General features: G+C 65.0%; 14 protein-coding genes and 1 tRNA gene. 12 read left to right on the top strand and 3 right to left on the bottom strand.

The window, feature by feature from the left end; translation table 11 throughout:
• Positions 1-100 precede the first annotated feature (100 nt).
• From ACQUSQ_RS10485 to ACQUSQ_RS10475, 3 genes are all read left to right on the top strand, one after another.
• A tRNA-Lys gene (locus tag ACQUSQ_RS10485) sits at positions 101-174 on the top strand.
• 319 nt (positions 175-493) lie between these two features.
• Positions 494-1,261, top strand: coding sequence for a DUF7537 family lipoprotein (locus ACQUSQ_RS10480; protein ID WP_435068934.1), 768 nt, complete (start codon positions 494-496; stop codon positions 1,259-1,261).
• Between the two features lie 411 nt (positions 1,262-1,672).
• Positions 1,673-2,917, top strand: coding sequence for an RNA-guided endonuclease InsQ/TnpB family protein (locus ACQUSQ_RS10475; RefSeq protein ID WP_435068932.1), 1,245 nt, complete (start codon positions 1,673-1,675; stop codon positions 2,915-2,917).
• An 11-nt stretch (positions 2,918-2,928) separates the two neighbouring features.
• Here the strand turns inward: ACQUSQ_RS10475 and ACQUSQ_RS10470 are convergent, their stop codons facing one another.
• Entirely contained in the window at positions 2,929-3,945 is a 1,017-nt protein-coding gene (locus tag ACQUSQ_RS10470) for a zinc-dependent alcohol dehydrogenase family protein (protein WP_435068930.1), read from the bottom strand.
• A gap of 207 nt (positions 3,946-4,152) precedes the next feature.
• On the opposite strand from ACQUSQ_RS10470, the gene ACQUSQ_RS10465 reads away from it, so the two are divergent.
• Genes ACQUSQ_RS10465 through ACQUSQ_RS10450 form a run of 4 tightly spaced genes read left to right on the top strand, consistent with a single transcriptional unit; the run spans position 4,153 to position 6,923 of the window.
• Complete coding sequence (locus ACQUSQ_RS10465) at positions 4,153-4,725, top strand: hypothetical protein (RefSeq protein ID WP_435068928.1); 573 nt, start codon at positions 4,153-4,155, stop codon at positions 4,723-4,725.
• 3 nt (positions 4,726-4,728) lie between these two features.
• Complete coding sequence (locus tag ACQUSQ_RS10460) at positions 4,729-5,376, top strand: ubiquinol-cytochrome c reductase iron-sulfur subunit (RefSeq protein ID WP_435068926.1); 648 nt, start codon at positions 4,729-4,731, stop codon at positions 5,374-5,376.
• Position 5,377: 1 nt separating this feature from the next.
• Positions 5,378-6,751 (top strand): cytochrome b, encoded by a 1,374-nt coding sequence (locus ACQUSQ_RS10455; RefSeq protein ID WP_435068924.1) that lies wholly within the window; start codon positions 5,378-5,380, stop codon positions 6,749-6,751.
• 1 nt (position 6,752) lies between these two features.
• Positions 6,753-6,923 (top strand): hypothetical protein, encoded by a 171-nt coding sequence (locus tag ACQUSQ_RS10450; RefSeq protein WP_435068923.1) that lies wholly within the window; start codon positions 6,753-6,755, stop codon positions 6,921-6,923.
• Here ACQUSQ_RS10450 and ACQUSQ_RS10445 read toward each other — a convergent pair.
• On the bottom strand, positions 6,920-7,162 hold the full coding sequence (locus ACQUSQ_RS10445; protein ID WP_435068921.1) for a hypothetical protein: 243 nt from the start codon (positions 7,160-7,162) through the stop codon (positions 6,920-6,922). The genes ACQUSQ_RS10450 and ACQUSQ_RS10445 overlap by 4 nt on opposite strands.
• 82 nt (positions 7,163-7,244) lie before the next feature.
• Between ACQUSQ_RS10445 and ACQUSQ_RS10440 the strand changes: the two genes are divergently transcribed.
• From ACQUSQ_RS10440 to ACQUSQ_RS10420, 5 genes are all read left to right on the top strand, one after another.
• The gene (locus ACQUSQ_RS10440; RefSeq protein ID WP_435068919.1) at positions 7,245-7,514 is read left to right on the top strand and encodes a glutaredoxin family protein; all 270 of its coding nucleotides are present in this window, start codon (positions 7,245-7,247) and stop codon (positions 7,512-7,514) included.
• 50 nt (positions 7,515-7,564) lie between these two features.
• The gene (locus ACQUSQ_RS10435; protein WP_435068917.1) at positions 7,565-8,257 is read left to right on the top strand and encodes a plastocyanin/azurin family copper-binding protein; all 693 of its coding nucleotides are present in this window, start codon (positions 7,565-7,567) and stop codon (positions 8,255-8,257) included.
• 46 nt (positions 8,258-8,303) lie between these two features.
• Positions 8,304-9,032 carry a response regulator gene (locus ACQUSQ_RS10430; protein ID WP_435068915.1) on the top strand — a complete coding sequence of 243 codons (729 nt, stop codon included), beginning with the start codon at positions 8,304-8,306 and terminating at the stop codon, positions 9,030-9,032.
• A 52-nt stretch (positions 9,033-9,084) separates the two neighbouring features.
• Complete coding sequence (locus tag ACQUSQ_RS10425; RefSeq protein ID WP_435068913.1) at positions 9,085-10,938, top strand: ATP-binding protein; 1,854 nt, start codon at positions 9,085-9,087, stop codon at positions 10,936-10,938.
• Between the two features lie 128 nt (positions 10,939-11,066).
• Positions 11,067-11,255 (top strand): hypothetical protein, encoded by a 189-nt coding sequence (locus ACQUSQ_RS10420; RefSeq protein WP_435068912.1) that lies wholly within the window; start codon positions 11,067-11,069, stop codon positions 11,253-11,255.
• Here ACQUSQ_RS10420 and thrS read toward each other — a convergent pair.
• Entirely contained in the window at positions 11,252-13,174 is a 1,923-nt protein-coding gene (gene thrS, locus ACQUSQ_RS10415) for a threonine--tRNA ligase (RefSeq protein ID WP_435068909.1), read from the bottom strand. The two genes, ACQUSQ_RS10420 and thrS, sit on opposite strands and share 4 nt — an antisense overlap.
• Position 13,175 lies beyond the last annotated feature (1 nt).

Genomic DNA, 13,175 nt, shown 5'->3' with positions numbered 1-13,175 from the left:
ATGTCCCGAATATTCCCGCCATCTCACTTAACGCCGTCCCTTCGGTCTATCAACCCCGAATGGAAACGCCTTTGAGTAGCCCTCCGGTAGCGAAAGGCGAGGGCCGGTAGCTCAGTTAGGTAGAGCGACGGACTCTTAATCCGTCGGTCGGGGGTTCAACTCCCTCCCGGCCCGCTTCTGCGCGACACAACACGACGAGCGGAGCGAACGAAGTGAGCGACGCGAGGAGTCGTGTCGCGCGAACGGTATACGGTGGGAGTTGAATCAGGGAGTGGAGCGAACGAAGTGAGCGAAACGACCGTGGTTCAACTCCCTCCCGGCCCGCTCTTTGTGCGAACGTAGTGAGCCAAAGAGCGACGGCTGGAGGGTGTTGAACGAGAGAACGCCGAGCGTCAGCGAGGCGTTCGCGTGGTTCAACTCCCTCCCGGCCCTAAACCAGTCGTTCGCCACCAACCCACGACCCTAATATACCATCCTCCCCTCACCGCCACGTATGCACCGCGCGCACCTCACGACCGGGTTCGTGTTGCTACTCGTCGTCGTGGCTGGCTGTACCGGCCCGGCGTCCGAATCTGGCGGACCGGCCACGCCGACCGAGACGCCAGCCGAGACGCCCACGCCGACACCCGCATCGACGCTCGACTCGTACCCCGACGGGTGGTCGGAGTCGGGTGTCGAGGACGCGCAGGCGGCGCGTGACGCGCACTACCGAGCCGTCCTCGCCGGCCCGTCGGCGACCATCGAGTACCGGTCACGCGTCATCGAATCGGAGAACAACACCGGCAGTGACACCACGCTCCAGATGGCGCTCGACACCGAGACACAGCGACTTCTGGCCGATATCGACGGGCGGGACACGCATCGCGAGGCGTACTTCGCCGACGGGCGACTCTCGCGGTGGGACGTGGTGAATCGGACCGTGGTCTCCGAGTCCCAGACGGAGTTCCGGTTGGTAGCGCAGTCTATCGATAGAGGCGTCCTCATCTCGCATCTCCTCCTCTACCAACTCGAACAGAACGGCACGGTCCGATACGAGGGCGCCACGGCCCGTCGCTACGAGGTCACGGGCGTCCACCCGAACACGCTCTCGAACGCCTACGGCGCGGCGTCGTCGGGGGAGGGTCACATCGTCGTCGGCCCGAACGGGCGGATTCTCGAACTGGAGACGACGGTGACCTACGAGCGCGCGACGGTCAGATACCGCTACGCACACACCCGTCTCGGCGAGACGACGGTGAGCGCCCCCGACTGGCGGTCTTAGCTGAATTGAGGCCTAAGCCCCCTTCCTCAAGGAGTCGTTCGAGAGAGCGAAGCTCTCTCGTGATCACGAAAATCGAAGATTTTCGGACGACAACGCAGGGAGCAAAGCGACCGAGTAGCGCAGTAGGGAGGGGATACAGCGTCCCCAGAAATCTTCGATTTCTGGTGTGCGAACGAGACGCTCCGCGTCTCGTCAACGCCGCACAGTTCTCAAACACGTTCGACGCTCGGCCCACAGGCCCACGCCACCGAAGACACTATATGTATAATGTGCATAGTGTGCATTACGGTGAAACGGAAGACAATCACCATTCGGGAGGACCAAGACGAGTGGATTGAGGACCAACACCTCAACCTCTCGTCGTTTGTCCGCGAAAAACTGGACGAACTAATTGAAGAACGAGCGTAACAGATGTACTACGCCTACAATTACCGTCTCAAGCCGTCCGACGCCCACCGCGAGGAATTGGACCGCCACCGAGACATTTGTAGGCAACTCTACAACCACACGCTCTACCGCCTCAACGAGCACCGAGAGAACCACGGCGAATTGCCGTCCATGACTACCCTGCGGTCGGAACTTCCCGACCTCAAACAGTGGTGGGACGACCTCTCCGACGTGTACTCGAAAGTTCTCCAAACCGTCGTTGAACGGTTGTTCGACAACCTCAAAGGACTCTCCAAGCTCAAGGAGAACGGGTACGGCGTCGGCCAACTCAAATGGAAGCCACCACGGGAGTTCCGCAGTTTCACGTATAGTCAGTCTGGCTTCAAGCTTGACAAGAAGAGCGGTCAGACTGTCCTATCACTCTCGAAACTCGGAGAGATACCGATTCGACTCCACCGCGCCATCCCTGACGACGCGACACTCAAGCAGGTCACGCTCAAGAAGGAGCCGACGGGCGAGTGGTTCGCCTCCTTCGGCGTCGAAATGGACCGCGAACCACCCGCGAAGCCCGAAAACCCCGAGAAGTGCGTCGGTATCGACATAGGGATTCTGAAGTACGTCCACGACACCGACGGCACGGCGGTCGGGTCGCCAGACCTCTCTGACGAGCGCGAACGGCTCGAAAGCGAACACCGCGACCTCTCGCGGAAGGAACACGGCTCCGCGAATTGGGAGAAACAACGGCAGGTCGTGGCTGAACGCCACGCCGCCCTCAAGCGAAAGCGCGGCGACTTCTTGCACAAACTCTCGAACTACTACGCTCGGGAGTACGACCTAGTGGCGGTAGAAGACCTGAACGTGAAGGGGATGATGGAGTCGCCGTCAAACAGCCGCAACACGGCATCTGCCGCGTGGCGGACGTTCCTCTCGTTGCTCGAATACAAGTGCAAGCGAGAGGGAACGCACTTCGTCGCGGTCAACCCGAGCGGCACGACCAAGGGGTGCGCGTCGTGCGGCGTCTCGACGGAGAAACCGCTGTGGGTTCGGGAGCACTCCTGTCCTGCCTGCGGGTTTGAGACGGACAGGGACGCGAACGCGGCGTGGAATATCCTTTCTCGCGGTATCGAAAAAGTAGGAGTGGGACACTCCGAACGAACGCCTGTGGAGACTGCGCTTCCTGTGGATACCGATTCGGTATCTGCAAAGCGCGTCATAGAAGCAGGAAACCCTACCCTCAAGGAGCGAACCGCGTCAGCGGTGAGCGAGTAGGGTAGGGTAGTTCACTCGAGGCTGATGACGACTTTGCCTTGGTGCTTGCCGGCGTCGACGTAGCGATAGGCGTCGCGAGCGTCCTCGAAGTCGAAGACGCGGTCGATGACTGGCTGTAGTTCGGCGACGGCCATCGCGTCGAGCATCCGGTCGAACATGGCGCGACTGCCGACGCCCATGACGCCCTCGACATCGAGCCCTTTGTGAAGAATCGCGCTGGGGTCGACCTGCCCGGCCTGTCCGGCGAGGACGCCGATGAGGTGGACGTGGCCGCCGAAGGCCGCCGCCTCCAGCGAGCGTTCGAGCGTGCCGGGACCGCCGACTTCGACGACGTGGTCGACGCCGCCGGTTCGCTCCACGATGGCCTCGCCCCACTCGGGCGTCCGCTCGTAGTTCAGCGTCTCGTCGGCGCCGAGTTCTCGCGCCCGGTCGAGTTTCTCGTCGCTGGACGAGGTCACGATGGTTTCGGCGCCGTGGAGGGAGGCGAACTGAAGGGCGAAGGTGGAGACGCCGCCGGTGCCGAGCGCAAGCACTGTCTCGCCGGCACCGAGGTCACCGTCTTCGGCGAGCGCGCGCCACGCCGTGAGTCCCGCACACGACAGCGTCGCGCCGTCCTCGTAGGAGAGGTAGTCGGGGAGGACAGGGAGGCTCTCGGCGGGGAACGTCGCGTACTCCGCGAGTGCGCCGTCGACGTTGCCACCGGTCGTGCGCCGAATCTTCTCGGTGGTCGCGGGGCCGTCTATCCAGTCGGGGGCAAAGGGCGTCGCGACGCGGTCGCCGGCGGCGAGTCGGTCGACGTCCGCGCCGACGTCGACGACGTCGCCCGCGCCGTCCGAGAGGGGGACGACGGGTAGCGACATGCCGGGGTAGGCGAGGTCGGCGTTCGCGATGGCGAGGTCGCGGTAGTTGAGCGACGCGGCTCGAATCCGGACGAGTACCTCGTCAGCGGCCGGCGTCGGGCGCTCGCGGTCGACTTCGACGACGCCCTCGTAGTCGGTGTCGGTGTCCTGAACTTCGTAGGCTCGCATCGCCTCATCACGGGGGCGGCCGTATTTGAGCGCTGTGGAGGGCCGACTCGGCTAGCGTCTACGCCTGTCGTGACCGTGTGCCACGATTACGCCCGAGAATGCCGCGCGAATAGAAACTGGCTTTTGCGTGGATTGCTGAGTCTCACGCACACACACAGATGAGCTATCCGTCTACCCTCCCCCAACGGGTTCCGAGGTGATCAGCACGTGCGAATCGAACGCGAAACGATTCTGATCGTCGTCCTCATCGGACTCGTTCTCGCCCCGATGTGGTATTTCGCGCTGGCGAGTGGCGAGCCGACTCCGGGCGTTCAGTTACAGAGTGACTCCGATACGGAAATCGCGCCGACAGAGACGTTCCTCCCGACGCCGAACGAGGTCAACACTAACGTCTCCGGCGTCGTGACGTGGCTCGCCCTCTTCGTCCTCGTGGCGATGATAGTCTACACGAGGCGATTCACGGAGCGGGTCGGCCGCGCGACAGACGTACTCAGACTCGACGACGCCGTTCTGCCGTCGTGGCTGACGTCCGAACACCGGTCCGTGCTGTCGTACTGGCCGGCGCGAACGCCCTCTGCCGGGCTGATAACGCTCGGTCTCCTCACGTGGGCCGTCGTGGCCTTCGCCGGCCTCCTCGCGTGGGAGGGGCTCAACTACGCTCGGACCCAGTTCCTCGGCGTCTACATGGGCATGATGCTGCTCACGATGGGCGTCTGGATGGCCGTCTACACCACTTGGTTCATGCCGAGTATCACCGTCGCAGAACGACGCGAACACTAACCAATGACTTCCGACGATATCCCCGACGACGCTGTATCGCTTGACGAGACGGACCACGATATATCGGTGTCGACCCGCCGTAACGTCGCCAAAGTTCTCGGCGTGATGGGCGGTGCCGCCGCCATCGGTGCGTTCTCGGTCAACTACGTTACTGGCTTGGCCGACGCCGGCTTCGCGACCGGTGAGGAAGACCTCACCTACGAGAACATCTACGTCGAGGGCACGCACCTCGTCGACCAAGAGGGCGAGCGCGTCTCCGCGGACCAGCTCGAACAGGGCAGCGGCGAGAGCCTCACCGTCCTGCCGGAGCAAGAGGGCGGCGGCGCCCTCGCGGAGAAGAAGGCGACGACCCTGCTCGTCCGGTTCGGCCCCGACGACTTCGAGGAGCCGACGGAGCTCGACTGGACGGCCAACGGCTACGTCGCCTACTCGATGGTCTGTACCCACGAGGAGTGTCTCGTGTCGGGCCGGGACGGAGAGGACCTGTTCTGCCCCTGTCACGGCACGTCTTACGACCCGCTCCGTGGCGCCGAGGTAGTCGGCGGTCCCGCTCCCAGTCCGCTCCCACAGCTCCCAATCGGCATCAGCGACGAGGGCAACCTCCTGCTCGCGACCGGCCCCTTCGAAGGGCCCATCGGAGCCTCGCACTAACATGACCGACGACACTGACGACACGACGGACGCGGCCGACACGCTCCCCGACGGCGGCACCGAGCGGTACGAACACAGCCGGCTCTATCGCTGGCTCGACGACCGACTCGACCTCGACGACGACTCGTTCGGGAAGGCGTTCCCCGACGACCGATACGGCTCGTTCCTGCTCGGCGAGGTGGCGCTTTTCTCCTTCGTCATCCTCGCCGCGACGGGGACCTTCCTCGGGCTGATGTACACGCCCCACGCCTCCACCGTCGTCTATCAGGGGCAGGTCGCACAGTACTCCGGGACCGAGGTGCCCGGCGCGTTCGCGAGCGTCCTGCGTATCTCCTACGACGTCCGCTTCGGGATGTTCATCCGGATGGCCCACCACTGGGCGGCGTATCTCTTCCTCGCCGCCATCGGCCTCCACATGTTCCGCGTGTTCTTCACCGGTTCCTACCGGAACCCGCGCGAGGCGAACTGGCTCGTCGGGAGCACCCTCCTCCTGTTAGCGCTCGGTGAGGGTTATTTCGGATACGCGCTCCCGTACGACGACTTCAGCGAAACCGCGACCACCATCGGGTTCCAGATGACCTCCTCTATCCCGGTTCTGGGGACGACGCTGAAGAACCTCATCTTCGGCGGTAACTTCCCCGCCGACGCGACGTACATCCTGCCGAGATTCTTCTTCTATCACGTCTTCCTACTGCCGGCTATCATGGCCGGTCTCATCGGGCTCCACATGTTCATCCTGCTCCGACAGAAGCACACGGAGCACCCGGAGAGTTCGCGCGAGGCCGACTCGCCGGTCGGTCCCGACCCCGACGACGAGAGCGTCGTCGTCGGCGTGCCGATGTGGCCGAATCAGGCCGCCATGTCCGTCATCGTCTTCCTCTTTACCGCCTCTATCGTCTCCTTCCTCGCGGCGCTGTTCCCGGTCCAGCGCGTCGCCATCATCGGGCCGGCGTCGCCGCTCACCCAACCATCTGGCGTCCGTCCAGACTGGTTCTTCATGTGGGTGTTCGGCGCCCTGAACATGACGCCCAACATCTTCGCCGGCTACGGGCGATTCATCGGGGGCGTGCTCTTCCCCGGTATCGTCGTCGGCGTGATGATGATGTGGGCGTTCATCGACCGCCACGAGGAGCCGGTTCACTTCACCGCGAACCCGCTCGACCGGCCGATGCCGACCGCCGTCGGCGTCGCCGCCATCTCGATGATTATCGTCCTCTCCATCGCCGGGATGAACACGTTCATCGCCGAGACGCTGGGCGTGAGCGGAGGTGCCATCTACCCCTACCTGCTCGCGATGACGATACTCGTCCCGCCGATACAGGGCTTGCTAGTCTACGTCGCGCTTCGCCGACGGCAGGCGCGACTGGAGGCGTAGCGTGCAGTTGTCCCCGCGGGCGTACTTCGCCGTCGACCGCGTGACGAAACTCGTCGGTCTGCTCGCGCTGGCTGGCGGCATCGCGGGGGCGTTCGGCCCCATGTCGCCCGCCGTCGCTATCGCCGGCGCCGTCGTCGGCGTCGCGACGGTGTTCGTCGAACCGGCGGACTAACCGAGTATCTGCCGCGCCCGCACGCCGAGCAACCAGAGGCCGCAGGCCGTAAGCAGGGCCATCCCGCCGAGGCCGGCGAGCCCCGACAGGAAAAAGAGCGTCCCGCTCGTCGTCGGCGCGGTGCCGCGAAGCCCCAGTCCGACGGCCGCGACGAGGAACGACCCGGCCCACAGCGCCGCGCCGGCGGTGGCGATTCGGGCGAGACGCGGATGGACGAACCGGTCGAAAAACGACGCCATACCCCCTTCTTCTCGTCGGCACCCAACATCGTTGCGATTCGTTGTCGAAGGAGTTAGGAGCGAGCGAGGGCTACGCGGGCGTGTGTCTGCCGACGAGTCGTCCCCGGAGCCAGCCACCGTTACCGTCTACACGCGAGAGAACTGTCACCTCTGTCACGAGGCCATCGAGACCATCGAGCGCGTCGCCGCGGGCGTCGCGCGCGAGGTGTCGGTCGAGACAGTCGACGTCGACACCGACCCGGCCCTCCGCGAGGAGTACGGCGAGCGCGTGCCCTACGTCCTCGTCGACGACCGCCCGGCGTTCAAGTATCGGGTCGACGCCGACGAGTTGCGCGCCACGCTGTCCGGGTAGCCCTGTCGATTCCGAAATGGATTCAAGGGTACTCCTCCGAGATAGGATATATGGTTCAGAACGGCGCGAATCGGTCGACCGGCGGGCGGAGTCGTCGGGGCTTTCTGCGGGCTGTCGGCGGCGTGACCGCGGGCGCCCTCGCTGCCACTCCCGCCACGGCCCAGAGCGGCGGCGGAACGACGCATACGGTCGCGATGGTGACCGAAAGTGGCTCCTACTACTTCGACCCCATCGGCCTGCACGTCGAACCCGGCGACACCGTCGAGTGGGTCAACGAGAGCGGCCAGCACTCGGCCACCTCCTACACGTCGGACAACCCCCGATACGACGGTGACCGTCGCATCCCCGAGGGCGCGGCGTCGTGGAACAGCGGCGTCTTCGAGGAACAGGGCGCGACCTTTTCCTACACCTTCGAGGAGACGGGCACGTACGACTACTACTGCATCCCCCACCGCACCCTCGGCATGGTCGGCCGCATCGTCTGTGGCGAACCCGGCGGCCCCGCCGAGGAGAGTTCGCTCCCCGAATCCGACTCGCCGCGCGGCGTCATGCCGCCATCCGACGTCATCGTCGAAGAGGGGAGTCTCGAATGGCCGTACGTCCCCTCGTCGGACCACGGCGGCCCGCCGCTCCTGTTCTGGGGCGGCCTCGGCGTCGTCGGCGCGACGAGTGCGTACCTGTTCTCGGTGTACGACCGCTCCTCGGGCCGTTACGCCGACGCCAACGTCTGGGAAGACGACTGAGCCCCCGACCCGATAGCTTCTTAGTTGCGCCCGCGCAATTACTGCCGTGCATTCAGACGGTTCGCTGTCGATTCTCCACGTCGACGACGACGAGTCCTTCGGCGATTTGGTGCAGACGTATCTCGAACGGGCGACCGACCTCGACTGTGAAATTCGGTCGCGCACCTCGCCCGCCGACGCGCTCGACGTGCTCCGCGACGACGACACAGACGTCGACTGTGTCGTCAGCGACTACCGGATGCCCGGCACCGACGGCATCGAATTCCTGCGCGCCGTTCGCGAGACGCATCCCGAACTCCCCTTCCTGCTGTTCTCGGGGGAGCGAACCGACGATGTGGCCGCCGAAATCGTCCGCGCCGGCGTGACGGATTACATCCAGAAGGGGTACGGCACCGACCAGTACACCATGCTCGTCCGCCGGGTCGAACACGCCGTCGACGCCGACGGGCGCTTCGACGCGGACGAGTCGCTGGAACTCGACGCCGTGGGTATCGTCGGCTCGGACGAGCGATTCGACCGCGTCGACCCCGGGTACGCCGGACTCTACGACTACGACCCCGCCGAGGTAGAGGGCAAACGCTGGACCGAACTCCATCCGGACGACGAGGTTCGGCACATCCGAACTCACGTCCTGCCGGTGGTACAGGGGGGCGGCCAGTGGACCGGTCGGAGCACCGGTCTCCGCGCCGACGGCAGTACCTTCACCGAGTCGAAACTGGTGACCGCGCTCGACGACGACCGACTCCTCATCGCCGTGTCGGCGGTCTCTCCGTAGTGAACGCCCCCGACCATTTATCATCCCGCGCGTCAACGCGGAGACGATACACGTGACACAGGTACTGCTCGCTCATCCGTCGGCGGAGGCGGCGACCGGTCTCGCCGCCGAACTCGACGACGCGGCGCCCGCCGTCTCAGTCGCGGTGGCGACGACCCTCGACGACGCGGTCGATTGCCTTCGGAATTCGGGGGTCGACTGCATCGTCGTCGCGTTCGACCCCGTCGAGCAGTCGGGTGTCGACCTGCTTCGAGCGCTCCGCGAGACAGACGCCGACGTCCCGCAGGTACTCGCCCCGGACGCGACTCCCGACGACGCCGAGACGCTCGCCAACCGCGTCACGGCGGCGACGTCGGCGCCCGCGGGCGACCTCCTCGATGCTATTCCCGGCGTCGCCTGTCTCGTCACGCCCGACGGCGAGGTCGTTCGGGCCAACGACCGGGCGGCCGACGTCCTCGGCGACGACGCCGACGTGACCGACCTCGTCCCCCCGGCGGACCGCGTCCAGTTCTCGGAGACGCTCGACGAGGCCATCGCCGAAGGGCGAGCCACGATACAGGCGCCGCTGGCGGCGGACGAACAGCTCTCTCACGAGTGGACGCTCACCCGACTCGATGGCGTCGTCTGTGCCGTCGGCATCGATATCTCCTCGCGTGTCGCCTTCGCCGCGGAACTCCGTGAGACCGAGGCGTCGCTGGCGGCGCTCTACGACACGCTCTCGAATCGCGACATCTCCTTCGAGGAGCGCTTGGAGCGGATTCTCGAACTCGGCTGTGACTGGCTCGGGGTCGATTACGGCTTCCTCACGCGCATCAACGGCAACACCCAGCACGTCGTCGCCGCACACGGCTCGCATCCACTGCTCCAGCCCGGCGAGCAGTGCCCGCTCTCGGAGGCCTACTGCCGCAAGACCATCAAGGGCGAGGGACTGCTCGGCGTCCACGACGCCATCGCGGCGGGCTGGGAGTCAGACCCCGCCTACGACGCCTTCGGCCTCGGCTGCTATCTCGGCGGGAAGGTGCTCGCCGACGGTCGCCTCTACGGCACGCTCTGTTTCGCCGACGCCGACCCTCGCGGCACCTCCTTTACCGACACCGAGCGGACGTTCGTCGAACTGCTGACGCGGTGGGTGAGTTACGAACTCGAAGAGCGGATGGCACGGGAGGAGTTGGAGCGCCAGAACGACCGCCTCTCCGAGTTCGCGAGCATCGTCTCTCACGACATCCGCAACCCGCTGAACGTCGCGAAGGGGAAGTTGCAAATCGCACGCGAGACGGGCGATACGGACCATCTCGACGAGGCTGGCGAGGCGCTCGACCGGATGGAACAGCTCGTGACCGGGCTTCTCGACCTCGCCAAACAGGGGACGGTCATCGAGGACGTCGAGGACGTGACGCTGAGCGAGGCGGCAAGCGACGCGTGGGGGAACGTGGCGACCGACGATGCCGAGTTGGTCGTCGACGCCGACGGCGTCATCGAAGCTGACCGCGAACGGCTCCTGCAGTTGTTGGAGAATCTGTTTCGGAACAGCGTCGAACATAGTTCGACGGATAGCCGGACGGAGTCCGGCGATAGTGTGGAACATAGTTCCATAAACAATCGGCGCGCTGAACGCGCCGATGATAGCGTCGAACACGGTTCCACGACCGCCGACCCGCTCACCGTCCACGTCGGCGTCCTCGACGACGGTTTCTACGTCGCCGACACGGGACCGGGCATCGACCCCGACCAGCGCGAGGCCATCTTCGAGCGGGGTCACACCACGGGCGGCGGCTCCGGCCTCGGGTTGACCATCGTCCGCGCCGTCGCCGACGCCCACGGGTGGTCGACTGCCGTCACCGACAGCGACGCCGGCGGCGCTCGCTTCGAGTTCTCCGGCGTCGACCGACCGGTCGCCGCCAGATAAACAGGAACGTTTATGATAGATGCGGCGCTCGTGTGAAGTGATGCGACCTCACGTCGTACCTGTACGCGACTGACCCCTTCTCCATCGACAGGTATCGACGTTCAACTGATTTCGAAGCCATCTCCCGAATGAGCACACCTTACACGCCCCAGACCGACCGCACCGCTACCGAACCGACGCTCACCGACGGCCGCTGGCGGGCCGACCCATCGGCCGCCTCCGACTCCCTTGTTCACGACGCGCCGCGACAGTTCTCCCTCTCGACCCAGCGTCTCTACAACCTCATCGACGACGAAAACCGTGCGATGCTCGATTAATCCAAGAAGTCCGGTTCGACTCGCTTCTCGTCGCGTTCCTCGCGGATGTGGGTCGCGAACGCTTCCATCTCGACGTCCTTCCGTTCGCGCTCCTTTCGGTCACGGACCGAGACGGTGCCGCTCTCCTCCTCGTCGTCGCCGACGATGAGCATATAGGGTACACGGTCGCTGTGTGCCTGCTGAATCTTGCGGCCGACCGTCCACGACCGGTCTTCGACTTCGACGCGGAAGTCGTCGATTTCGTTTTTGAGGCGGTGTGCGTAGCCCAGATTCTCGTCGCTGACGGGGAGGATGCGCACCTGTTCGGGCGCCAGCCAGAGCGGGAACTTCCCGTTGAAGTGCTCGATGAGCACCATCAGGAATCGCTCGTAACTCCCGTAGAGGGCGCGGTGGAGCATGACTGGGCGGTGGTCCTCGTTGTCCTCGCCGGTGTAGGTGAGGTCGAACCGCTCGGGCATATTGAAATCGAGTTGGACGGTCGGGCCGTCCCACTTGCGGCCGAGGGCGTCCTCGAACGCGAAGTCGATTTTGGGGCCGTAGAAGGCGCCGTCGCCGGCTTCGACGTCGTAGTCGATGCCCTGCGAGTCGAGGACGGACCGAAGCTGCGATTCGGCGCGCTCCCAGATTTCGTCGCTCCCGACCGACTTCTCTGGACGGGTCGCGAGCGCCACCTCCGCGTCGAGGTCGAACGTCTCGAAGACGCGGAAGATGTTGTCCATCACGAGATTCACCTCGGACTCGATTTGGTCCGGGCGGACGAACACGTGGCCGTCGTCGATGGTGAACGCCCAGACGCGCGAGAGCCCCGAGAGTTCGCCGCGCTGCTCTTTGCGGTACACCTTGCCGTCCTCGAAGTAGCGGACGGGCAGGTCGCGGTAGCTCCACGACGACTGGTCGAAGATGGTGGCGTGGCCCGGGCAGTTCATCGGCTTCAGGCCGTACTCCTCGTCGTTGACGTCGAGGAGGAACATGTCGTCGACGTAGTTCTCGTAGTGGCCCGACTTCTTCCACAGCTCCGTCCGGAAGAGATGCGGCGTCTCGACGGGGTCGTAGCCGGCGTCGAGGTTCATGTCCCGCGCGAACGCCGAGAGTTCGTCCAGAATCCGCTTGCCGTTGGGATGATAGAGCGGCAGGCCCGGCCCCGTCGTCTCGTCGATGGAGAAGATATCGAGTTCCTGCCCGAGTTTGCGGTGGTCGCGCTCCTCGGCCTTCCGTCGCCGTTCGAGGTAGTCCTCCATCGACGACTCGTCGGCGAAGGCCGTCCCGTAGACCCGGGTCAGCGTGTCGTTGTCCTCCTCGCCCCGCCAGTACGCCGAGGAGATGTTGAGGAGGGAAAAGGCGCCGATTTCGCCCGTCGAGTCGACGTGGGGACCTTGACAGAGGTCCTCGAACTCGCCCTGCTTGTAGAGGGTGACGGGGTCCTCGCCCGCCGCCTCGGTGTCGAGGATATCGAGTTTGTAGGGGTTGTCGGCGTACTGCTCGCGAACGTCCTCGCGCGAGCGCTCGATTCGCTCGATATCGAGGTCGGCCTCGATGATGTCTTCGGCCTCCGCCTCGATGTCCTCCAAGTCCTCGCTGTCGAGGTCGACGCCCGTCACGTCGTAGTAGAAGCCGTCGTCGGTCGGGGGACCGATGGCGAGTTTGGCGTCGGGGTACAGTCGCTGGAGTGCCTGTGCGAAGACGTGTGCCGCCGAGTGGCGTAACACGCGCAGATACTCGTCGCTGTCTTCGGTGACGATGACGAGGTCGACGTCCTCGTGTAGCGGGGTGTCCTTGTCGACGAGTTCGCCGTCGACGACCCCAGCCACCGTGTCGCGGCCGAGACCGGGGCCGATTTCGAAGGCGACGTCCTCGACCGTCGACCCCTCCGCGACGGTGAGTTCCGAGCCGTCGGGAAGCGTCACTACGATCTCACTCATA

Origin of the sequence: Haloplanus sp. C73 (genome assembly GCF_051195115.1) — an archaeon.
Taxonomy (GTDB): Archaea; Halobacteriota; Halobacteria; order Halobacteriales; family Haloferacaceae; genus Haloplanus.
Note: the sequence above shows the minus strand (reverse complement) of the source record. Positions and strands in the feature narration are given on the sequence as shown.

Bases quoted from the DNA above. Each gene is read 5' to 3' on its own strand.
- ACQUSQ_RS10480 (WP_435068934.1), top strand. From the start codon at position 494: ATGCACCGCGCGCACCTCACGACCGGGTTCGTGTTGCTACTCGTCGTC.
- ACQUSQ_RS10475 (WP_435068932.1), top strand. From the start codon at position 1,673: ATGTACTACGCCTACAATTACCGTCTCAAGCCGTCCGACGCCCACCGC.
- ACQUSQ_RS10470 (WP_435068930.1), bottom strand. From the start codon at position 3,945: ATGCGAGCCTACGAAGTTCAGGACACCGACACCGACTACGAGGGCGTC.
- ACQUSQ_RS10460 (WP_435068926.1), top strand. From the start codon at position 4,729: ATGACTTCCGACGATATCCCCGACGACGCTGTATCGCTTGACGAGACG.
- ACQUSQ_RS10455 (WP_435068924.1), top strand. From the start codon at position 5,378: ATGACCGACGACACTGACGACACGACGGACGCGGCCGACACGCTCCCC.
- ACQUSQ_RS10445 (WP_435068921.1), bottom strand. From the start codon at position 7,162: ATGGCGTCGTTTTTCGACCGGTTCGTCCATCCGCGTCTCGCCCGAATC.
- ACQUSQ_RS10435 (WP_435068917.1), top strand. From the start codon at position 7,565: ATGGTTCAGAACGGCGCGAATCGGTCGACCGGCGGGCGGAGTCGTCGG.
- ACQUSQ_RS10420 (WP_435068912.1), top strand. From the start codon at position 11,067: ATGAGCACACCTTACACGCCCCAGACCGACCGCACCGCTACCGAACCG.
- thrS (WP_435068909.1), bottom strand. From the start codon at position 13,174: ATGAGTGAGATCGTAGTGACGCTTCCCGACGGCTCGGAACTCACCGTC.